Source organism: Bradyrhizobium sp. CCBAU 21365, assembly GCF_015291305.1.
Taxonomy (GTDB): domain Bacteria; phylum Pseudomonadota; class Alphaproteobacteria; order Rhizobiales; family Xanthobacteraceae; genus Bradyrhizobium; species Bradyrhizobium elkanii.
This window is the reverse complement of record NZ_CP030036.1, coordinates 713,002-736,337: the sequence shown is the minus strand read 5'-3', so window position 1 is coordinate 736,337 and position 23,336 is coordinate 713,002. Positions and strand designations below refer to the sequence as shown.

General features: G+C 65.6%; 12 protein-coding genes. 7 read left to right on the top strand and 5 right to left on the bottom strand.

Translation table 11 applies throughout. From position 1 onward, the window contains the following. Positions 1-149 precede the first annotated feature (149 nt). Positions 150-1,868: an amidohydrolase family protein gene (locus XI02_RS03275; RefSeq protein WP_018269481.1), complete on the top strand. Its 1,719-nt coding sequence runs from the start codon at positions 150-152 to the stop codon at positions 1,866-1,868. Positions 1,869-2,202: 334 nt separating this feature from the next. On the opposite strand, the gene XI02_RS03270 is transcribed toward XI02_RS03275, so the two are convergent. Next, complete coding sequence (locus XI02_RS03270; protein WP_016839781.1) at positions 2,203-3,519, bottom strand: MFS transporter; 1,317 nt, start codon at positions 3,517-3,519, stop codon at positions 2,203-2,205. 223 nt (positions 3,520-3,742) lie between these two features. On the opposite strand from XI02_RS03270, the gene XI02_RS03265 reads away from it, so the two are divergent. The 5 genes from XI02_RS03265 (at position 3,743) to XI02_RS03245 (ending at position 9,210) form a co-directional block, all read left to right on the top strand. Then, positions 3,743-4,504, top strand: a complete 762-nt coding sequence (locus tag XI02_RS03265; RefSeq protein ID WP_172645981.1) for a class I SAM-dependent methyltransferase — start codon at positions 3,743-3,745, stop codon at positions 4,502-4,504. Between the two features lie 36 nt (positions 4,505-4,540). Next, on the top strand, positions 4,541-5,194 hold the full coding sequence (locus XI02_RS03260; protein WP_016839783.1) for an ABC transporter ATP-binding protein: 654 nt from the start codon (positions 4,541-4,543) through the stop codon (positions 5,192-5,194). Next, the gene (locus XI02_RS03255) at positions 5,191-7,650 is read left to right on the top strand and encodes an ABC transporter permease (RefSeq protein WP_194483369.1); all 2,460 of its coding nucleotides are present in this window, start codon (positions 5,191-5,193) and stop codon (positions 7,648-7,650) included. The genes XI02_RS03260 and XI02_RS03255 overlap by 4 nt, the downstream gene beginning before the upstream one ends. Continuing rightward, complete coding sequence (locus XI02_RS03250) at positions 7,640-8,725, top strand: lipocalin-like domain-containing protein (RefSeq protein ID WP_172645982.1); 1,086 nt, start codon at positions 7,640-7,642, stop codon at positions 8,723-8,725. The genes XI02_RS03255 and XI02_RS03250 overlap by 11 nt, the downstream gene beginning before the upstream one ends. Positions 8,726-8,820: 95 nt before the next feature. Continuing rightward, on the top strand, positions 8,821-9,210 hold the full coding sequence (locus tag XI02_RS03245) for an MAPEG family protein (protein WP_172645983.1): 390 nt from the start codon (positions 8,821-8,823) through the stop codon (positions 9,208-9,210). Positions 9,211-9,401: 191 nt separating this feature from the next. Here XI02_RS03245 and XI02_RS03240 read toward each other — a convergent pair whose 3' ends face one another. The 4 genes from XI02_RS03240 to XI02_RS03225 all read right to left on the bottom strand — a co-directional run bounded on the left by XI02_RS03240 (position 9,402) and on the right by XI02_RS03225 (position 15,583). After that, complete coding sequence (locus tag XI02_RS03240) at positions 9,402-10,592, bottom strand: ABC transporter substrate-binding protein (protein ID WP_172645984.1); 1,191 nt, start codon at positions 10,590-10,592, stop codon at positions 9,402-9,404. A gap of 127 nt (positions 10,593-10,719) precedes the next feature. Next, a complete protein-coding gene (locus tag XI02_RS03235; RefSeq protein WP_016839788.1) occupies positions 10,720-13,893 on the bottom strand; it encodes an efflux RND transporter permease subunit in 3,174 nt (1,057 codons plus the stop codon). Then, on the bottom strand, positions 13,890-15,155 hold the full coding sequence (locus XI02_RS03230; protein ID WP_172645985.1) for an efflux RND transporter periplasmic adaptor subunit: 1,266 nt from the start codon (positions 15,153-15,155) through the stop codon (positions 13,890-13,892). Before XI02_RS03230 ends, XI02_RS03235 begins: the two co-directional genes overlap by 4 nt. 95 nt (positions 15,156-15,250) lie before the next feature. Next, on the bottom strand, positions 15,251-15,583 hold the full coding sequence (locus tag XI02_RS03225; protein WP_172645986.1) for a hypothetical protein: 333 nt from the start codon (positions 15,581-15,583) through the stop codon (positions 15,251-15,253). Between the two features lie 355 nt (positions 15,584-15,938). Between XI02_RS03225 and XI02_RS03220 the strand changes: the two genes are divergently transcribed. After that, entirely contained in the window at positions 15,939-23,057 is a 7,119-nt protein-coding gene (locus XI02_RS03220) for a cadherin domain-containing protein (protein WP_194483368.1), read from the top strand. The last annotated feature ends 279 nt before the right edge of the window (positions 23,058-23,336 follow it).

Sequence of the window (23,336 nt, the reverse complement as noted above, 5' to 3'; positions counted from 1 at the left end):
GGCGGAACAAATTTCCGCCGGGCGGCAACGCTCGATCCCAGCTGGCAAATCGTCGCCAGCGCATCCCAGAGCTTCATCGGCGCTGGTTGACAGCATCAGGGGCTGACCCATGATGCCGTCAACCAAAAACAGCCTCGGGATGAAATGCCATGACCTCGACCCCAGACCTCGTGATCCGCGGCGGCACGATCGCCGATGGCAAGGGCGGCGACCTCTATGAAGCCGATGTCGCGATCTCAGGCGGCAAGATCACCGAGGTCGGCAAGGTCTCGGCAAAAGGCACGGAAGAGATCGACGCCAAAGGCAAGCTCGTCGCGCCCGGCTTCGTCGACGTCCACACCCATTACGACGGCCAGGTGACCTGGAGCCAGGACATCACGCCGTCGTCGCAGAACGGCGTCACCACGGCGATCATGGGCAATTGCGGCGTCGGCTTCGCGCCCTGCCGGCCGAGCGACCACACCAGGCTGATCCAGCTGATGGAAGGCGTCGAGGACATTCCGGAGCCGGTGCTCTCCGCCGGCATTCCCTGGGCGTGGGAGAGCTTCCCCGACTACATGGAGTGGCTGTCGAAGCGCAGCTTCGACATGGACGTCGGCGCGCAGCTGCCGCATGCGGCGCTGCGGGTCTATGTCATGGGCGAGCGCGGCGCGCGCCGCGATCCGGCAACGCCTGACGACAACAAGGCGATGGCGGCGCTCGCCGGCGACGCCGTGCGTGCGGGCGCGCTCGGTTTCTCGACCTCGCGCACGCTCAATCACCGCACCTCGACCGGCGACTACACGCCGACGCTCAAAGCGGGCGAAGATGAACTGACCGCGATCGCCGGCGCGATGCACGGCGTCGGCCGCAGCGTGCTGCAATTCGTGCTCGACCAGAGCACCGTGCACGAAGACCTGCCGATGATGCTGCGGGTCGCCGAGAACACAAGATGCCCGATCTCGTTCTCGGTCGCCCAGGCTGACAAGGCGCCGCGGCGCTGGCGGCAGACCATGGACACCATCAATGAAGCCGCCGCCCGCGGCCTGTCGATCACGACCCAGATCGCGGCGCGGCCGGTCGGCCTGCTGCTCGGGCTCGAATTGTCGCGCAACCCGTTCCAGACCCATCCGAGCTATCGCGAGATCGCCAGGCTGCCGCTGGCCGAGCGGCTCGCGCAGCTGCGCCGGCCCGAGGTGCGCGCGGCGATCCTGAGCGAGAGCGCGACGGCAACCGACGATCCGCTGTTCTTCCGGCCGAATTACGACAAGATGTACCTCCTGGGTAATCCGCCGGACTATGAGCAGCCGCCGGAAAACGCGCTCGGCCCGCAGGCGCGCCGCCAGGGCCGGCAGCCGGAAGAGCTCGCCTATGACGCGATGCTGACTGACGAGGGCCGCGGCATGCTCTATGTGCCGTTCCTGAACTATGCCGACGGCAATCTCGACGCCGTGCATGAGATGCTGCGCGAGCCGAGTGCCGTGCCCGGCCTCTCCGACGGCGGCGCGCATTGCGGTATTATCTGCGATGCCAGCTTCCCGACCTATCTCTTGACGCACTGGACGCGCGACCGCAGCCGCGGCGAGAAGCTCTCGATCCCGTTCGTCGTCGCGGCGCAGTCGCGCAAGACCGCGCTGTCGGTCGGCCTGCATGATCGCGGCGTGATCGCTCCTGGCTTCAAGGCCGACGTCAACGTGATCGATTACGACCGGCTGCATTTGCACCCGCCGAAGGTGCATTACGACCTGCCGGTCGGCGGCCGCCGCCTCTTGCAACAGGTCGACGGCTATGACGCCACCATCGTGTCGGGCATCGTGACCCAGCGCGAGGGCAAGGCCACCGGCGCGCGCCCGGGCAGACTGGTGCGCGGCGCGCAGGGCTTGAACTGAGAGACACAGCGATCGGCGCGTAGCCCGGATGCAGCGAAGCGCAATCCCGGGCAGCTCTGTCCGCAGATGGGGCAGCCCCGGATTTCGCTGCGCTTCATCCGGGCTACAGAGAGCTCGACATTGATGCGAACTGCGGCCACCGCGTCACCCTCCCCTGGAGGGGGAGGGTCGCTGGGCATGTAGCAAAGCGGAATGCACAGCGGGGTGGGGTGACAGTCTCTCCACACGGATGCTGCCCGTGTTGAGAGATCACCCCACCCCGTCTCACATTTCGCTGCGCTCAATGTGATCCGACCCTCCCCCTCGAGGGGAGGGTGGAAGGTCACGCGCCCCGTTACGTCGGCGACATCGCGCCTTTGATCGTGCCTGCCGGCTGCGACGTGCCGGTCAGCCGCGCCCGCTCGGTATTCGGCCACAGCAGCAGCAATCCGAGCAGGCCGGAGCCGGCCATGATCGCGGCGTTGATGGTGAAGCCGGACATGTAGCCGGCCATCGGCGTGGCCGCGTGCTGGATCACATTGCCCATCACCATCGGCGCCAGAATGCCCGAGATCGTGTACAGCGCGCCGTAGATCGCGATGATCGCGCCGCGCTGCGACACCGGCGTGAACTCGCCGAGCATCGGCGGGCACACCACATAGATCGAGCCGCACAGGCCGGAGCCGATCACCAGCAGCGCGATCATGATCCCGCCGGGCGGCGCATAGGGCAGCATCGCGAGAATGGCGCCGCCGACGATCAGCGGCACCGATCCGAGCACGCCGCGCGCGCCGCGGGTGGTGAAGCCGCGCGTCAGCATCAGCTGCGAGATCCAGCCGGTCAGCAGCACGATCGTCGCGCCGAAGATCCAGGGCAGGATCGAGACGAAGCCGGCCTGGTGCTGCGAGAAGCCGAGCCCCTCGATGATGAAGGACGTGAACCAGGTCAGCCCGAGCGACAGCGCCCAATAGGCGCCGAAGGTTGCCACCACGCAGCCGATGAAGGTGCGCGAGGTCAAAAGCTTCAAATAAGGAATCCGCGGCTCGTCGGCCGTCACGGCAGACGTCGACACCAGCGGCCCTTCCTTGCCGAGCGCGAACCAGGCGACGGCCCAGATCAGGCCGACGATGCCGAGCGCGCCGAAGGCGTGGTGCCAGCTGTGATTGACGATGATCCAGTTCAGCGCGGGCACGGCGAGGATCACGCCGAACGCGGAGCCCTGCGACAGGATCGCGGTCGGCAGCGTGCGCTTCTCGTCCGGAAACCATTTGTAGATCGCGTGCGCGGCGACCGAGAAGGCCGGCCCCTCGCCCGCGCCGAGGATGATGCGGCAGATCACCAGCGTCGTGAAACTGACGGTGCCGACCATCGGAAATTGCGCCAGCGACCAGATCACCGCCAGGATCAGCAGCACCCAGCGGGTGGCGACGCGATTGACGATGAAGCCGACGACGATGGCCGAGATCGAGAACAGCAGGAAGAATGACGAGCCGAGATCGCCGAACTGCTCCTGGGTGAGGCCCATTTCCTTCTTGATCGGCACGCCGGCGAGCCCGACCACGATCTTGTCGGCAAAGTTCACCACCATGAACAGGAACAGAAGGAAGGTGATCTGCCAGGCGCCCTTCGGCGTCCCCTCTGACGTCCTCTTGGACGTCGCTTGCGTCGTCATGTCCGGCTCCCCGTCGTTTCGTTTTTGGCTTCGTAAATCGGCCCCGTCCGGCGATGCTAGCCACGCCTCGCCGTGCAACGCAACACCGCATTTCTTCGGGGAAGTACGACCCGGAGCGCTTCCAGCGGCCTGATCACGATCGCGTCGGTCGCGCCGGTGGAGCGGTGAACTGTCATGCCCCGGCTGCTATGTTCAGGGGCAACGAAAAGCCCGGGGTTATTTCATGAACAGATCGATCCTACGTGCGGCCGCCTGCATTGCATTCGTATCCGCCGCGCTGCTTGTCGTGCCTCAAGTTCGCGCGGAAGACGCTGCCAATCCCGACTACGCCGCGATCGTCGCCGCACCCGATCGCAGCGATGCGGATCGCCAGGTCGACCAGCGCCGGCAACCGGCAAAGATGCTCGCCTTTGCCGGCGTCAAGCCCGGCATGACGATCCTCGACATGGCGGCCAGCGCGGGCTACAGCACCGAACTGTTGGCGCGCACCGTCGCCCCGTCGGGCAAGGTCTACGCGCAGGATTCCGCGACCGTGCTCGAGCGTTTCGTCAAGGACAGGTTCGACACCCGCGCCAAGGCGCCGGCGATGAAGAATGTGGTCCATGTGGTGCGGGACTATGACGACCCGATCCCGCGCGAGGTCAAGGACCTCGACATGATCACCTTCTTCTTTTTCTATCACGACATCACCTATCTGCCGGTCGACCGCGCCGCGATGAACAAGAAGATGTTCGCCGCGCTCAAGCCGGGTGGCTTCCTCGTGATCGCGGATCACTCGGCCAAGGCGGGCGAAGGCACCAGTGTCGCCAAGACGCTGCACCGGATCGAGGAGAGCACCTTGAAGCAGGAGATCGAGGCGGCCGGCTTCAAGCTGGTGGCCGAGGGCGATTTCCTGCATCATGCGGAGGACCCCAAGGACATTCCCGTCTTCAAGGCACCGGTGCCGATCGACGAGTTCGTCCTGAAATACCAGAAGCCGCAATGAGGCACGGCCATCGCTTCATCTGACCAGACCGCCGCGGTGCTTCGCGTCACCGGCCTGACCAAGAGTTACCGCTCTGCCGGCGAACACGTCGCCGTGCTGCGCGGCGTCGACCTTGCCGTTGCAACCGGCGAGAGCGTGGCGCTGACGGGGGAATCCGGCAGCGGCAAGAGCACGCTGCTGCATCTGATCGCGGGGCTCGATGCCGCCGATAGCGGCGAGATCGCCCTCGCCGACATCGTCGTCTCCCGCCTTAACGACGCCGGCCGCGCCGAATTGCGCCGCGACCGGCTCGGCCTCGTCTTCCAGCAGTTCAACCTGATCCCGAGCCTGACGGTCGCGGACAATCTCGTGTTTCAGTCGCGCATCGCCGGCCGGCATGACGCCGCCTGGCACGACGAACTGGTCGAGCGCCTCGGCCTGAAAAGCCTGCTCAGGCGCTATCCCGAGCAATTGTCCGGCGGTCAGCAGCAGCGCGTCGCGATCGGCCGCGCGCTGGCGCCAAAGCCGCTGTTGCTGCTCGCCGACGAGCCGACCGGCAATCTCGACGAGGACACCGCCGACGAGGTGCTGGCACTGGCGCGAGATCTCGTGACCCGCACCGGCTGCGGCTTCCTGATGGTCACGCACAGCGCGCGGCTCGCGGCGACGCTCGACCGCCAGGTCACTTTGCATGCCGGGATCGTCGCATGAGGCGCGCGCTGTGGATCCTCGCAGTGCTGCTCAGCCACTGGCGGCGGCATCCGATGCAGCTCGCGACGCTCTTGATCGGACTGATCTCGGCCACCGCGCTGTGGAGCGGCGTGCAGGCGCTGAACCAGCAGGCCCGCTTCGCCTATGACCGCGCCGCCGCGACCTTCGGCGGATCGCGCACCGCGATGCTGGTCGCCAAGGACAGCGCGACCTTCCCGCAAACATTGTTCGTCGATCTGCGCCGTGCCGGCTGGCCGGTGTCGCCGATACTGGAGAGCCGGGTCCAGATCGACGGCCGCAGCTTCCGGCTGCTCGGCGTCGAGCCGGTGACGCTGCCGTCCGAGGTCGGCAACGCGCCGGCGGTCGGACGCGGCAGCCTGCAATCCTTCGTCACACCGCCGGGCGAAATGCTGGTGGCGCTGGAAACGCTGCGCGATTTCGGCCTCAGGGAAGGCGAGCGGCCACAGGCCAACGGCACGAGCTTGCCGCCGCTGCGCGTGCAGGCCGAGCTCGCGCCCGGCGCACTGATCGTCGATATCGGCATCGCGCAGGACATCCTCAAAATGCCCGGCCAGGTCTCGCGCCTGCTGGTCGGCAAGTCCAAAGCGCCGCACGCAGCGCTGGAAAGCGTGGCGGGTGACAAGCTCCGCCTGGTCGAGCCGAGCGCCGAGAGCGAGCTCGAACGCCTCACCGACAGCTTCCATCTCAATCTCACCGCGTTCGGGCTGCTGTCGTTCTTCGTCGGCCTGTTCATCGTCAACTCCGCGATCGGCCTCGCCTTCGAGCAGCGGCTGCCGATGCTGCGCACGCTGCGCGCCTGCGGCGTCTCGGCGCGAATGCTCAACACCGTGCTGGTGATCGAGCTGGTGTCGCTGGCGCTGGTCGCCGGCCTCATCGGCCTCGTCTGCGGCTACTTCATCGCGGCTTCCTTGCTGCCGGATGTCGCGGCCTCGCTGCGCGGGCTCTATGGCGCGCAGATCCCCGGGCAGCTTTCGCTCAAACCCGTCTGGTGGTTCGCCGGCATCGCCATCAGCATCCTGGGCGCGCTCGCCGCGGCGGCCGCGAGCCTTGCCAAGGCGATCCGGATGCCGGTGCTGGCGACGGCGCAGCCGCAGGCCTGGCAGCAGGCGCAGCGCCGCTGGCTGATCATCCAGAGCGCGGCGGCACTTGCGGTGTTCGCGGTCGCCGCGGGCCTGATCTGGTTCGGCGATTCCCTGATCGCGGGCTTTGCCGTGCTCGCCGCGCTGATGCTCGGCGCGGCGCTGATTCTGCCGATGGTCCTGCAAATCGCGCTTGGCTTCGGCCAGCGCAGCGCGCGGGCGCCGGTCGGCATCTGGTTCTGGGCCGACAGCCGCCAGCAATTGTCGGGCCTGTCGCTGGCGCTGATGGCGCTGCTGCTTGCGCTCGCGGTCAATGTCGGTGTCGGCACCATGGTGGAAAGTTTTAACCGCACCTTCCTGGTCTGGCTCGACGGAAGGCTCGCCGCCGACGTTTACATCAGCGCCGCCAGCGATCAGCAGGCAAAGGAGATCAAGGCCTGGCTGCGCGACCGGCCCGAGGCTGAGGCAATCCTGCCCGGCGGCCGCGCCGACACCCAGCTCGGCGGCGCGCCGATCGAGGTGCTCGGCCTGCCCGACCACGCCACCTATCGCGACAACTGGCCGTTGCTCGAAAGCGCCGCGAATGCGTGGGTTCGGCTGCGGCCCGGCGACACCTGCCTCGTCAGCGAGCAGCTGTCGCGACGGATGAAGCTGGCGATCGGCGATCGTATCGAGGTGCCCGCCCCCGGTGGCAACTGGCCGCTCGAGATCGTCGGCATCTATGCCGATTACGGCAACCCCAAGGGCCAGATCGCGGTCAACTTCGCCGCGCTGACGCGGCGCTTCCCGCAGACGCCAATGACGCGGATGGGCGTCCGCGTAGCGCCCGACAAGATCGCACCGCTGGTCACTGCGCTGCAGGAGACATTCGGGCTCGATGATCGCAACATCGCCGACCAGGCGCGGATGAAAATGGAATCGAAGCGGGTGTTCAACCGCACCTTCTCGGTAACCGCGGCGCTCAACGCCTTCACGCTCGGCGTCGCCGGCATCGCGCTTTTGACCAGCCTGCTCACGCTGGCCAATTCGCGGCTGCCGCAGCTGGCGCCGCTCTGGGCGATCGGCCTGACGCGGCGGCGGCTCGCCGCGCTCGAACTGTTGAAGACCATGGCGGTCGCGCTGATCACTGCGCTGTTCGCGCTGCCGCTCGGCCTTCTGGTGGCGTGGTGCCTGCTTGCGATCGTCAACGTCAAGGCGTTCGGCTGGCGGCTGCCGTTCCACGTCTTCCCGCTGCAGCTGCTCGAGCTGCTCGCGGTGGCGCTGGCCGCTGCATTCTGTGCCGCGGCGCTTCCGGTCGTGAGGCTGGCCCGCATGCAGCCGGCCAGCCTGATCAGGATCTTTGTCAATGAGCGCTAGCGGCACCATCACCCGTCGCGCCTTTGCCGGCGGTGCGCTGGGGCTGGCGCTCGGCGGCAAGACGTTCGCGCAGGGCTTTGCCGGGCTCGGCGAGACGGCGGAAGGATTTGCCGCCGTCTCGCCGGGCAAGCCGTTCACCTTCCCCGCGGACCATGGTCCGCATCCGGAATTCCGGATCGAGTGGTGGTACGTGACCGCCAACCTGTCCGACACGAGCGGCGCGGCCTATGGCGCGCAATGGACGCTGTTCCGCCAGGCGATGAAAGCGGGCGGACCGGCCGAGGGCTGGGCCAATCAGCAGCTCTGGATGGGCCACGCCGCCGTGACCAGCACCGGCACGCACCGCTTCAGCGAGACCTTTGCCCGCGGCGGCGTCGGGCAGGCCGCTGTGGAAGCCACGCCGTTCCGCGCCTGGATCGACGCCTGGGAGTTGCGCGGGCGCGATGCGTTCGATGCGCAGCGTGTCGCGCCGCTCGAGCTCAAGGCCTCCGCCGCCGACTTCAGCACCGCGCTGCGGCTCGAAGCCGACCGCGCGCTGGTGCTGCAGGGCGACCACGGCTACAGCCGCAAGTCGGATCGCGGACAGGCCTCCTATTACTACAGCCAGCCGTTCTACAAGGCGTCCGGCCGCATCGTGATCGACGACAGACCGGTCGACGTCACGGGCATGGCCTGGATGGATCGCGAATGGAGCAGCCAGCCATTGGCGGCCGACCAGACCGGCTGGGACTGGTTCTCGCTGCATCTGCCCGGCGACGAGAAGCTGATGCTGTACCGGCTGCGCCAGAAGGACGGCCGCGAAAACCTGTTCGGCAACTGGATCATGCCGGACGGCCGCTCGGCCGAGATCGCCGCCGGCGGCAACAGCATCGCGCCGCTCGCAACCACCGAAATCGACGGCCGCAAGCTGCCGACGTCATGGCGCGTCAGCCTGCCCGCACGCGGCCTTGCCATCGAGACCACGCCGCTCAATCCGAAGGCCTGGATGGGAACCAGCTTCCCCTACTGGGAAGGCCCGATCCGCTTTGCAGGCAGCCACGCCGGAATCGGCTATCTTGAGATGACCGGATACTAGGTCGCCGACGGAAGATTGGCGCCGCTCCGCATGTCACACCGGGCTTCGCTGTCCCGTCATGACATCGGGGCCAATGGAAAGAGGACACGCCTGACATGTACCACTACACCGCCATCGTCACCTGCCTTGCGGTCGCGCTGCACTTCTTCTTCGCGCTACAGGTCGCACGCGCCCGCGCGGTCTACGGGGTCAAGCTGCCGGCGATCACGGGCAATCCGGATTTCGAGCGCATCTACCGCATCCAGATGAACACGCTGGAATGGATGCCGATTTTCCTGCCGTCGCTCTGGCTGTTCGCGATCTATGTCGGCGATGCCGCGGCCGCGGCGGTCGGCGCGATCTGGGTGATCGGCCGCATCGTCTATTTCATCGGCTATCGCGAAGCGGTGGCGAAGCGCAGCCCCGGCTTCGCCATCCAGGCGCTGGCCTGCGTCATCCTCTGGGTCGGCGCGATCGGCGGCGCGGTGTGGCGGCTGGCGCATTGAAGCTTCAATAGTCGCCACACACTCCGTTGTCGTCCCGGGCTTGACCCGGGACCCATAACCACAGGGCCAAGTTTTGCGATGGCTGGGGCTCCAGCCCGACGCTACGATTGAGGGCGGTGGTTATGGGTCCCTGCTTTCGCAGGGAGGACGGTGATATTGTGTCGTGAGCTGCGCGGTACACCAGCCCCGCCTCACTTGGTCAGCGGGCAGCCGCTTTCCTTGGCAGTGAAGAAGGCCTGGTCGCCGGGCACCACGGCGATCTGCTTGTAATAGTCCCACGGCTTCTTCGACTCCGAGGGCTTCTTGACCTCGAACAGATAGAGGTCGTGGACCATGCGGCCGTTCGCGAGCACCTTGCCCTTGGCGAAGGCGTCATCGACCGGCAGCTCCTTCAGCTTGGCGGCGACCGCCTCGCTGTCCTTGGTGCCGGCGGCCTTCACCGCCTTCAAATAGCTCAGCGTCGCCGAATAGGTGCCGGCGTGAATCATGCTCGGCATCCGGCTGGTGCGCTTGAAGAAGCGCTCGCTGAAGGCGCGCGAGGCATCGTCGTGATCCCAGTAGAAGCCCTCGGTGAGCACGAGACCCTGCGCCGCCTCGAGCCCAAGACCGTTCACCTCCGACAGCGTCATCAACAGGCCGGCGAGCTTCTGGCCGCCGCGCACGATGCCGAACTCGGCCGCTTGCTTGATCGAGTTGGTGGTGTCGAGTCCGGCGTTGGCAAGCCCGATGATCTTGGCCTTCGAGCTCTGCGCCTGCAGCAGGAAGGACGAGAAGTCCGACGAATTGAGCGGCACGCGGACCGAGCCGACCACCTTGCCCTTCTTCGACACGACGATGTCGCTGGTGTCCTTTTCCAGCGCGTAGCCGAAGGCGTAGTCGGCGGTCAGGAAGAACCAGGTGTCGCCACCCGCCTCCGTCAGCGCGCCGCCGGTCCCGACGGCGAGCGCGCGGGTGTCATAGGCCCAGTGGAAGCTGTAGGGCGTGCAGGCATCGCCCGTGATGCGCGAGGTCGCCGCGCCAACCACGATGTCGATCTTCTTCTTTTCCTTCGACAGCTCCTGCACCGCGAGCGCGACCGACGACGTCGTGAGCTCGGTGATCATGTCGACGTTCTCGACCTCGTACCAGCGCCGCGCGATCGCGGTCGCAAGGTCCGGCTTGTTCTGATGGTCGGCGGTAACGATCTCGATCTTCTGTCCCAGCACCTCGCCGCCGAAATCCTCGACCGCCATCCGCGCGGCTTCAAGCGAATATTTGCCGCCGTAGTCGGCATAGACGCCGGACTGATCGTTCAGGATGCCGATCTTGACGCCCTGGGCCATCGCCGGCGCCGCAAGCATCAGGCTGCAAGCCGCGACCGCGGCCAAAAATCCGGACTTCATTTCATGCTCTCCCAGCAGTTTCTATCAGGAAAATCGGCGCGACATTATTTTATAACCCCACGCCTGCCCATCGATTTCCGCTCAGCCAAAAGTATGGGCTGCGTCGACAGCACTTGCTACTTTCCCGTCACCCCGCCACAGTTGCCTTGGGCTCCGCGGGCTTGCCCTCGTTCTTTCCCTCCGCGAGGTTGCGCACCACCATGTAAAAGATCGGCGTGAAGACCAGGCCGAACAGGGTGACGCCGAGCATGCCGAAGAACACGGCAACGCCGACCGCCTGCCGCATCTCCGAGCCCGAACCGGTCGACACCACCAGCGGCAGCACGCCGAGGATGAAGGCGAACGAGGTCATCAGGATCGGCCGCAGACGGAGCCGGCAGGCCTCGATCACCGCGTCCAGCCGCGATCGGCCCTCGAGCTCGATGTCGCGCGCGAACTCGACGATCAGGATCGCGTTCTTGGCGGCCAGCCCCACCAGCACCACGAAGCCGATCTGGGTCAGGATGTTGACGTCCTGGCCCATGATGCGCACGCCGATCGTGGCCGCGAACAGGCACATCGGCACGATCAGGATCACCGCGAACGGCAAGGTCCAGCTGCCATATTGCGCGGCCAGCACCAGATAGACGAACAGCACGCAGATCGGGAACACGTAGAGGCCGGCATTGGCGCCGGTGACCTGCTGGTAGGACAGGTCGGTCCACTCGAAGGAAAAGCCGCTCGGCAATGTCTGGTCGGCGAGCTGCTTGATGGTGTTGAGCGCCGTCGTCGAGCTCACGCCCGGTGCCGGTTCACCCTGCAGTTCGGACGCCGAGTACAGATTGTAGCGCGCGACGCGGTCGGGTCCCGAGACGTCCTTGAAGTCCACGATGCTGCCGAGCATCACCATGTCGCCGGCGACGTTGCGGGTGCGCAGCCTTGCGAGATCGGGGCTGTCTTTCCGGAACGGCAGATCGGCTTGCGCGGTAACGTGATAGGTGCGGCCGAACAGGTTGAAGTCGTTGACATAGGTCGAACCAAAATAGGTCTGGATCGTGTCATTGATGTTAGCGATCGGCACCCCAAGCTTCTGCGCTTTGACGCGATCAATGTCGACGAACAGCTGCGGCGTGTTCGCGGTGAACGGCGAGAACACCGACGTGAGAGACGGCGACTTGCGCGCGGCTGTCACCAGTTCATCGGTCGCGGAAGCCAGCAGTTCGGGTCCGCGTCCCTGGCGATCCTGGACACGGATGGTGAAGCCACCACCGGTGCCGATACCGGGCACGGCCGGCGGCGGAATGACGATGATGAAGGCGCCCTGGATCACCGACAGACGCTTGCGCAATTCGGCCGTGATCGCGTTCGCCGTCAGCCCCTTCTTCAGGCGCGCCTCCGGCTCGTCGAATACCGGAAACAGCGCCGCGGCGTTGCCCTGCTGCGTGCGCGTCGCACCGGAGAAGCCGGCGAAAGCCGCGACGCGAACGATGCCCGGCGTATCCAGCGCAATCCGCTCGATCTCGCGCACAACAGCGGTGGTCCGCGCCAGCGACGCGGCGCCCGGCAGCTGCGCCGAGATGATGACGTAGCCGCGATCCTGCGCCGGAATGAAGCCCTGCGAGGTGGTCGCGAGCAGCCAGCCGGCGCTGCCGATCAGCACGAGGTAGAGCGCAAGCATCACCACCGTATGCCGGATCACGAAGTCGGCCACCGATGCATAGCCGTGCGCGAGCCGGTCGAACACGCGGTTGAACAGCGCGGTGAAACTATCCCAGCCGCGCGCGATGATGTTCCAGCGCGCCGGCGGGCGTTTCTCCTCATGCGGCACCAGGATCTGCGAGGCCAGCGCCGGCGACAGCGTCAGCGAGCAGAAGCAGGAGATCGCGGTCGCGACCGCGATCGTCACCGCGAATTGCTGGAAGAACTGCCCGGAAATGCCGCCGAGGAAGGCGGTCGGCACGAACACCGCGCACAGCACGAGCGCGATCGAGACCAGCGCGCCGCCGACCTCCTCCATGGTCTTGAGCGCAGCGTCGCGCCTGCTCATGCCGTGCTCGAGATGGCGCTCGACATTCTCGACCACCACGATGGCGTCGTCGACCACGATGCCGACCGCGAGCACCAGACCGAACAGCGTCAGATTGTTGATCGAGAAGCCGAGCGCGGCCATCACCGCGAAGGTGCCGACCAGCGACACCGGGATCGCGATGATCGGGATGATCGCAGGCCGCCATCCCTGCAGGAACACCAGCACCACGATGACGACGAGCGCCATCGCCTCGTAGATCGTCTTGATCAGCTCGTGGACCGATTGGGCGATGAATTCGGTCGGGTTGTAGCCGATATTGTAGTCGAGCCCCTTCGGGAAACTCGCCTTCATCCGCTCCATCGTGTCGGAGATGCTCTTGGCGGTGGCGAGCGCGTTCGATCCGGGCCGTTGCGTCACCAGCAGCGCGACGGCGGATTTGCGCAGCAGGAAGCTGTTGGTTGCGTAGGACAGCGCGCCGAGCTCGACGCGGGCGACGTCGCGCAGACGTACCGTGCGGCCGTCGGAGCCGGCCTTCACCACGATGTCCTCGAACTGCCTGATGTCCTTGAGGCGGCCGGTGAAGACGAGGTTCGGCTGGAATGCGCGATCGGCGATCGGCGGCTCGGCGATCTGTCCCCCGGCGATCTGCAGGTTCTGCGCCCGGATCGCCGCCAGCACCTCGGTCGAGGTCAGACCGAGATTGGCGATCCGGTCGGGATCGAGCCACAGCCGCATCGAGTAATCGCGCGCGCCGAACATCTGGATGTCGCCGACGCCATCGAGCCGCAACAGCTGGTCGCGGACCTGCAGCAGCGCGTAGTTGGAGATGTAGAGCTGGTCGAACGTGTCGTCGGGCGACAGCATGAACACGACCATCAGGATGTCGGGCGAGTTCTTGCGCGTGGTCACGCCGTTGCGCTGCACCTCTTCGGGCAGCCGCGGCTGCGCGATCGCGACGCGGTTCTGCACCAGCACCTGAGCCTTGTCGAGGTCGGTGCCGAGCTTGAAGGTCGCGGTGATGGTGAGCTGGCCGTTCGACGTCGCCTGGCTGTAGAGATACAGCATGTCCTCGACGCCGTTGATCTCCTGCTCGATCGGAGCGGCGACAGTGTCGGACACGGTTTGCGCCGAGGCGCCCGGATATTGCGTGGTGACGACGACGGTCGGCGGCACCACTTGCGGATATTCCGAGACCGGCAGCGTCGGATAGGCGATCGCGCCGACGATCAGCAGCACGATCGACAGCACCATCGCGAGGATGGGCTGGTTGATGGAGAGCCTTCCGAGATTCATGGTTTGGCACCTGCGGCGGGCTTGTCGGCGGCCGCGGGCTTGTCGCCTGCCGCAGGCTTGGAATCCGCCGGAGCCTGCGCCATTTTCGGCGTCACCTTGGCGCCGACGCGGGCGCGCTGCAGGCCGTCGACGATCACGTGATCCTCCGCCTTGAGGCCTTCGCGGACGACGCGCAGGCCGTCATCGAGCGGGCCGAGCACGACCGCCCTCGCCTCCACCGTGTTGTCATCCTTGACCACGAACACGATCTTGCGCGACTGGTCGGTGGCAACCGCGCTGTCCGGGATCAACAGCGCCTCATAGGGCGAGGAGCCGATGATGCGGACGCGGCCGAACTGGCCGGGCAGGACCGACAGATCCTTGTTCGGAACCACCGCGCGGCTGCGCAGCGTCGCGGTCGAGACGTCGAGCCGGTTGTCGAGGAAGTCCATCTTGCCCTCATGCGAGGGCTTGGTTTCGCCGGTCAACGCGATCTGCACCGGGTTCGCCGTGTCGCGCGAGCTCGGCCGCCTGCCTTCGAACCACAGCTTGCTGTTGCGCTGATAGGTCGCCTCGTCGACGTCGAAATAGATGTAGATCGGATCGAGCGACACGATCGAGGTGAGCAGCGTCGCGCCGCCCTCGCTGCCCTGCACCAGATTGCCCGGAGTCACCAGATGCCGGCTGACGCGGCCGGTGATCGGCGCCAGCACATGGGTGAATTCGACATTGAGCTGCGCGGCCTTCAGGGTGCCTTCGGCCTGCGTCTCGGCCGCGCGCGCCGCCTGCAACGCCTGGCGGCGCTGGTCGACGACCTGCTCGGAGACCGCGCTGGTCTGCACGAGGTTCAGTCCGCGCTCGAGATCGCGCTTGGCAAGCTCGCCCTTGGCCCGTGCGTCGGCGAGCTGGCCCTCGGCCTGCAGCACGACCGCCTCGAACGGCCGCGGATCGATGATGTAGAGCAGATCGCCGGCGTGGACGATCGCACCGTCCTTGAACTCGACGCTGTTGACGAAGCCGCCGACACGGGCGCGGACCTGGACCTCCTCGATCGCCTCGAAGCGGCCGGTGAACTCGTCCCAGTCGGTGACCGTGCGCTTGACCGGCTGCGCGACGGTCACGGGCGGCGGCGGAGGCGCGGCCTGCGATTGCGCGCTCTTGTTGTCGCAGCCGCCGAGCGCCAGCGCCGCCAGCAGCCCGATCGGCGCAAGGGCGAGCCATGGCCTGAGCGACAGGCCGCGTGAGGCATGGCGGCGAAGCAAATGACGCTCGACGCTGGCCATCGGAGCCACACGCCCCGTTCTGTCAATCGAACTCAATTCCCTCTCCCCCAGGATCAGTGCAGGGCTACGAAAGTCGCAATTGAACTTGCGGTGATTCAACGCGGATGGACCACCGCAATGTCGCGGCAGCGGACGTCACAGATGTAGCCGCTCCCCAGTCTGTTCAAGATGGCCGCCGGATCAAGCAAATAGTTGCGCAATCTGAAAGCCTTACGACGTGATCGCGAAGCCGTGACGACGGGAAGGGACAGATTCACTGGCCTTTCGGGTGAGAAGAGATCACGGAAGGCGCGCCGCGAATCAATCACAAGGCGAATCGCCGACACATATTCGTCACACAACGCCAACTCGGTCTGCGGCGCAGAAACCACCGGGGGCCGCACAAGATTAAAAATGGTCGAATTCCGACACTCTACCTCCCGCTGCATGGCCGAATCGTGGTTAACGACGCGGTGTCACGCGGACACACATTGACACTCGGAAACATCGACAATACGGTCGTGGTTGCCAACCGGTAAATTTTCTTGGCCGCCGCGCTTTTCTCGAACATTCATTGGGTTTTTCTCGCGGCGAGTGTGAGTGGAAGCGATTACGTAATGGCAAGCGTATTTGAACTTGCTGATGTCGGGACTCCGCAACCGTCGCGGTGTCCGCATATTGCGAGCGGACCGGTGCGATCTCGGGTCGCGAGTGGTCAACCTCAACGTGTGAACCGCTTCACACGTCGTCGTCCCCAACAATTGTAGTTATTGATCGGCTTTCACGCCGATCGCGGGAGTGCTCATGACGACCATACCTGCCTATACAATCGGTGGTTTAACACGCCCCGAGCTTCACCTCGATCCGAGCGGCAATATCATTCTGGATCCGGCCGCGCAGGCGTTCGTCAATACCTATGGCCTGCAATATCTTTACCTGGGCTGTCCTCCCGGCACACCGTGGCCGCCGGTGCCCGGCTTCCTGTCGCCTCCGACCGACGCCAATTCCGGCGCCAACACGGTCGTTGAGGGCGCCGCAGCCAACACATCGGTCGGCATCACCGCGCAATCCACCAGCCTGATCGGTCTTCCGGTCACCTATTCGCTGGTGTCCGATTCCTCGCATGGCGGCTTCAAGGTCGATCCGAATACCGGCGTGGTGTCGATTGCCGATCCCTCCAAGGTCGATTTCGAGAGCTCCGGCGGCAGCTACGTCGTCAATGTGCAGGCGACCGACGGTATCTTCGTCTCGTCGCAGAGCTTCACGATCGCGGTCAGCAACGCGCCGCCCTCGACGCCGACCGACGGCAACGCCACCGCCAACGCAGTCAACGAGGGCGCTGCGGTCAACACCTCGGTCGGCATCACCGCCTCGTCGGCCGACGTCAACGGCCCCGGCGTCACCTACTCGCTGACATCGGATTCCTCCCATGGCGGCTTCAAGATCGATCCCAATACCGGCATCGTCACCGTCGCCGATTCCACCAAGATCGACTTCGAGACCGCGCCGGGTCACGCCTACACCATCACGGTCCAGGCCAGCGACGGCCATGGCGGCGTCAGTTCGCAGAGCTTCACGATCAACGTCAACGACGTCGCGATCAACGCGCCGGTCGACGTCAACGCCGCCGCCAACAGCGTCGTCGAAGGCGCAGCCGTCAACACGCTGGTCGGCATCACTGCCTCCGCGGTCGATCCGAACGGCCCCGCAACCACCACCTATTCGCTGACCGGCGACACCTCAGGCGGCGGCTTCACCATCAATGCCACGACGGGCGTCGTCACCGTCGCCGATCCGAACAAGCTCGATTACGAGAGCGCACCCGGCCACGCCTACACCATCACCGTACAGGCCACGAGCGGCGCGACCTCGACGACGCAAACCTTCACGATCGGCGTGACCGACGCCCCGCCGTCGGCGCCCACCGACTCTGACGCCGCGATCAACACAGTGGTCGAAGGCGCCGCCATCGGCACCGCCGTCGGCATCACCGCGCACGCCACCGACATCAATGGCGGCACCGTGACCTATTCGCTGGTCGGCGATGCCCACGGCCTCACCATCAACGCCGCGACCGGTGTCATCACCGTCGCCGATCCCACCAAGATCGATTTCGAAACCGCGCCCGGCCACGCCTACACCATCACCGCACAGGCCAGCGACGGCACGCAGACCAGCACGCAGACCTTCACCGTCAACGTCACCGACGTTGCGCCGTCGGCCCCGGTCGACAACAATGCTGCCGCCAATACCGTCGTCGAAGGCGCGGCCGTCGGCACCACGGTCGGCGTCACCGCATCCTCGACCGACATCAACGGGCCGGCGGTGACCTATTCGCTGACCGGCGACAGCTCCGGCGGCGGCTTCACCATCAACGCGACAACGGGTGTCATCACCGTCGCCGACCCGAGCAAGCTCGATTACGAAAGCGCGCCGGGCCACGCCTATACCGTCACCGCGCAGGCCAGCGACGGCACCCTTGCGACCTCGCAGACCTTCACCATCGCCGTCACCGAAGCTCCGCCCTCGGTTCCGGTCGACAGCGACGCCGGCGCCAATGCGATCGCCGAAGGCGCGGCCAACGGCTCGACCGTCGGTGTCACGGCGTCATCGATCGACGTCAATGGCCCGCCGGTGACCTATGCCCTGATCGGCGACACCTCCGGCGGCGGCTTCACCATCAACGCGACAACGGGCGTCATCACCGTCGCGGATAGCACCAAGCTCGATTACGAAAGCGCGCCCGGCCACGCCTACACCGTCACCGCGCAGGCCAGCGACGGCACGACGGCGAGCTCGCAGACCTTCACCATCGCCGTCACCGACGTCGCGCCGTCGGCCCCGGTCGATGCCGACGCCGGCGCCAACCGTGTTGCGGTCAACGCGCCGGTCGGCGCGGGAACCGGCGTCACGGCATCCTCGACCGACGTCAACGGCCCCGCGGTGACCTATTCGCTGGTCGGCGACACCTCCGGCGGCGGCTTCACCATCAATGCGACCACCGGCAAGATCACGGTCGCCGATCCCAGCAAGATCAACATTGCCGACCCGTCCTATGACGTCACAGTCGATGCGAGCGACGGCACCCTGCACAGCCAGCAGACCTTCACCATCGCCGTCGTGGTCGACCAGGCGCCGGTCGTCACCGCTGGCCACACGCTGAACTATACCGAGAACCAGGCCGCGACCGTGATCGATTCGGCGATCACCGTCACCGACGGCGACGACGCCAATCTGTTGTCCGCGACGGTGCAGATCACCGGCAACTATGTCAGCGGCCAGGATGTCCTCGGCTTCACCAACCAGAACGGCATCACCGGCTCGTTCGATGCCGTAACCGGAACGCTGACGCTGACCGGCTCCTCCAGCGTCGCGAACTACCAGGCCGCGCTGGCGTCGGTGACTTACATCAACACCAGCGACAATCCGTCAGGGCTGGCGCGCACCGTCACCATCACGACCAATGACGGCACGCTCGACAGCTCGCCGGTCACCGACACCATCAACGTCACCCCGGTCAACGACCCGCCCGTCGTCACCGCCGGTCACACCCTCAACTACACCGAGAACCAGGCCGCGACCGCGTTCGACCCGGCGATCATCGTGTCCGACGTCGACAATGCCACGCTGACCGGCGCGACGGTACAGATCACCGGTAACTACGCCAACGGTCAGGACGTCCTCGCCTTTACGTCCCAGAACGGCATCACCGGCTCGTTCAATGCGGGAACCGGCATGCTGACGCTGACAGGCACCGCCAGCGTCGCCGATTATCAGGCGGCGCTCGCCTCGGTGACCTATCAGAACACCAGCGACAACCCGTCGGGTCTGGCGCGCACCGTCACGATCATCGCAAACGACGGCACGGCGACCTCCACGCCGGTCACCGGCACCATCAACGTCACGCCGGTCAACGATCCGCCGGTCACGACCGCCGGCGGCACGCTGAACTACACCGAAAACCAGGCTGCGACCGTGATCGACGCGTCGGTCAACGTGACCGACATCGACAGCGCCAACCTGACCGGCGCGACGGTGCAGATCACCGGCGGCTTCGCCGCCGGCCAGGACGTGCTGGGCTTCGCAGGCCAGATCGGCATCTCGGGATCGTACAATTCCGCGACCGGCGTGCTGACGCTGACCGGCTCCTCCAGCGTCGCCAACTACAAGGCCGCGCTCGATTCCATCACCTATTTCAACTCGAGCGACAATCCGTCCGGCGCGGATCGCACCGTCAGCTTTACGGTCACCGACGGCACCGACAGCAGCAACACCTCGACCTCGACCATCCATGTCACGCCGGTCAACGATGCGCCGGTCGTGAGCTTCGGTGCCATCACCGGCTTCTCCGAGCCGCCGAACGGCACGCCGGCCGCCAACTCGACGCCGGTCACGATCACGCCGAACCTGACGATCACGGACGCCGAAGGCAACAACCTGACCGATGCGACCTTCGTGCTGAACAATCTGAAGCCGTCGGATGCGCTGTCGATCGCCGGCCACGCCGGCAACAGCGGCGATATCGGCGGCATTCACTTCGAGATCACCAGCACCGCGGGCACCGAGACGATCAGTTTCACCGGTACCGACACGCTCGCGCACTACAATGCGGCGCTGGACCTGATCCAGTTCAACAACACCAGCGAAAACCCCGACACCACCGCGCGTTCCTACACCCTGACCGTGCACGATGACGGTGGCACCGCGAATGGCGGCAGCAACACCGGGTCGGGATCGACGACGGGAAGCGTCACTGCCGTGGACGACGGGCCCACCGCGTCGGTGCCGGCGGACAATTCGATCGGCACGGCGTTCTCGCACACCAACCTCGCGATTTCAGGGCTTTCGGTCGCCGACATCGATGCCGCGAGCGGCAACGTCACGGCAACGATTGCCTCAAGCCATGCGAACCTGACCTTCAATACCGCCGGGCTCGCCAGCTTCACCAACAACAGCAGCCACACAGTGACGCTGACCGGCACCGTCGCGCAGGTCAACACCGCGCTCGCCACGCTGACCTACAACAGCGACGACGGCTTCACCGGCTCGGACACCGTCACGCTGAACATCAACGACAACGGCAATACCGGCACCGGCGGGCCGCTCACGTCGGGCGCCCAGACCTTCCATGTCGGCGTCGTCCCGCAGGTGTTCTACATCGACAACTCGCCCACGGCGCTCGCCAACAGCGCCAATCTCGGCACCGCGGCCGATCCATACACCTCGATCGCCGCCTACAACGCGGCCAATCCGGCGGGCTCGGGCGACTATGTCGTGCTGAGGTCCGGCACCTATACCGAGGCCAACGGCATCAACCTCGCCAACGGCGTCAACCTGGTCGGCGGCAGCCACAGCCTGACCTTCACCAATCCGGTGACCGGCGCCGTGGTTACCGCGAACACCGCGACCGGCACCGATCCGGTGATCCAGGTAACCGGCGCCGACAACGGCATCGACCTGCTCGGCACGTCGGGCCACAGCATCAGCGGCGTCAGCATCGATACCTCGGCCTCGACCGGCATGGGCATCAGCGACGACGGCTTCAATGTCGGCACCGTCACGATGTCCGACATCGTGATCAAGACCGCCAGCGGCAGCGGCATGAGCTTCACCCATGGCGGCACGATCGTCGTCACCGGCAGCAACAACACCATCACGTCGACGACCGGCACTGCCCTCGATGTCGAGCACACCAACATCGGCGCGGGCAATCTCACCTTCAAGAGCATTTCGTCGACCGGCTCGTCGGGCAACGCCGGCATCATCCTCGACACGACGGGAGCGGCCGGCGGGCTCACGGTCACCGGCACGGGAACTGCCGGCTCCGGCGGCACCATCAACAACAAGACCGGGGCTGACATCCTGAGCGGCACCGACGCCGGTGGGCAGACGACGTCAGGCACCGGCGGAACCGGCATCTACCTGCACAACACCTCAAACGTGTCGCTGAGCGACATGACGCTGCATGACTTCAGCAACTTCGCGATCTACGGCAACAACGTCACCGGATTCACGTTCGCGGACGGAACCATCAGCGGCGTCAACGGCACCACCAATGCCGGTGACCGCGAGGAAAGCAGCATCCGGTTCGACAATCTGCTCGGCACCGCCTCGATCACCGGATCCGGCATCTCCGGCGGATACAATCAGAACATCGATCTCTACAACACCAGCGGCACGCTGAACCGCTTGACGATGGACAACGACACGTTCGGCCTGATCAATGCCATCGGCGGCAACGACAATGTCCGCGCGCAGGTTTACAATTCCGCGACCGCCAACTACACGCTGACGAACAGCACGTTCGCCGGCACGCGCGCCGACTTCATCGCGATGACCGCCAACAACAATGCGTCGATGGACGCCGTTGTTCGGGGCAACACGTTCCACAACGGACAGGCCATCATTCCCGGCGGCGGCACCGCGGTCGACATCAGGAGCGGATCCGGCGGTCTCGTCTCTGCCGCGACCACCACGTTCGATATCTCGCACAACACCCTGACCGACGGCGGCGCCAACGCCTTCGACACGGTCGGCATCTTCGTGGCGAAGGGCCAGGACAACGGCACCATGTCCGGCACCATCGCCAGCAACGTCATCGGCCCGGCGAAGGTGGGATCCAACTCCGACGGCATCTTCGTCCGCGACGCCGGCGCCGGCAGCCTGACGACGCTGATCCAGAACAACACCATCACCGGGGTCGGCAACAACGGCATCCATCTCCAGAACAACGACGGCAGTTCGACCCTGAACGCCACGCTTTACGGCAACTCGGTGTCGTCTCCGACCTCCGCCAATCCGTTTGCCGCAATGCTTGTCGACAACGGCGCGACGGCGACCGACACCAGCACGACGAATGTCGTCATCGGCATGGGCGCAGGCGGCACGGGCAGCAAGAACACGCTGAACCACAACGCCAGCTATGCCACCGACGTCGAGCTGAGCAACTTCAACGCCAACACCCATCTGAACCTCTCGCGGAACGGTTCGGCATCGGGCACCGCTGCGGGCGTGATCACCGACGACAACACCAGCGGCACGGGCGCCATCACCGTCGACACCACGGGCGGCGTCGGCACGACGACGCTGGTCAACACGCTGCCGACGCTTCCCGCGGTGGTCGCGCCACTGCTCGCCGAAGCGGGCGGCGTTCAGGTGTCGACTCCGGGCACAGGCGAGATGCACCTGACGCAGGCTGAGCTCAACTCGGTAGTGTCGGCGGCGATTGCGCAATGGGCGAGTGCGGGCGCCAGCGCGACGCAGCTCGCTCTCCTGCATGCGACGACTTTCAGCGTCGCCGACCTCGCCGGCCAGATTGTCGGTCAGGAAGGTGCCGGGCATATCACGATCGATACCGATGCGGCCGGCCATGGCTGGTTCATCGACCCGACGCCATCGGACAATTTCGAGTTCGCGCACGCCGTCAATGCCGCCGGCACCGATCTCTTGACCGACCCGTCGACGGCCGCGGCAGGCCATCTCGATCTGCTGACCACCGTCGTGCATGAATTGGGCCACGTTCTCGGCCTTCCCGACACCGTCTCGCCGTCCGATGCCAACAGTCTGATGTATATCGGCCTCGCCGATGGCGAGCGACGGTTGCCAACGGCTACGGATGTCGCTCAATCCAACCTGGCATTGCAGAAGGCCATGCCGACGCAAGGCTCCGTAGCCTCGCAGACGACCAATACGTCGACGGTCAACCTGACCAACCGCGACAGCTTCGACTTCTCGTCATCGACCCAGACGCAATCGCAGACCAACACAAGCCATGTGGACCTGACCAACCAGACCTTGTCCGATCGGTTCAGCGGGCATGCCAATGCCGCCACGCCATGGTGGGTTGGCCACGAGACGATTTTCGCCGCCATGGGCGGCACGCCGACCGATCATCTCCAAACCCATCACGATCTGGTTGTTTGATCGAACGTTGCGACGGCCCTACCACCGCCTGCCGAATCGATCCGGCAGGCGTTGTTGATTTGGTGAGACCGCATTCGTGTCGATCCTGGTGGCGAAGGTCCACGCCATTACAACGACATTTATGCGTCACGCCCTTCGAAAAAATTCACGAAAGCCAGACAATCGTTGAGGTTGCACTTGGTACAAAACACGCTATCGTGCATTTCGTTATCGCATGACAGCATTTGCCTTGCATTTTCATTAACTGAGTCACTGACAAGACGGATCGTCTGGACGGAG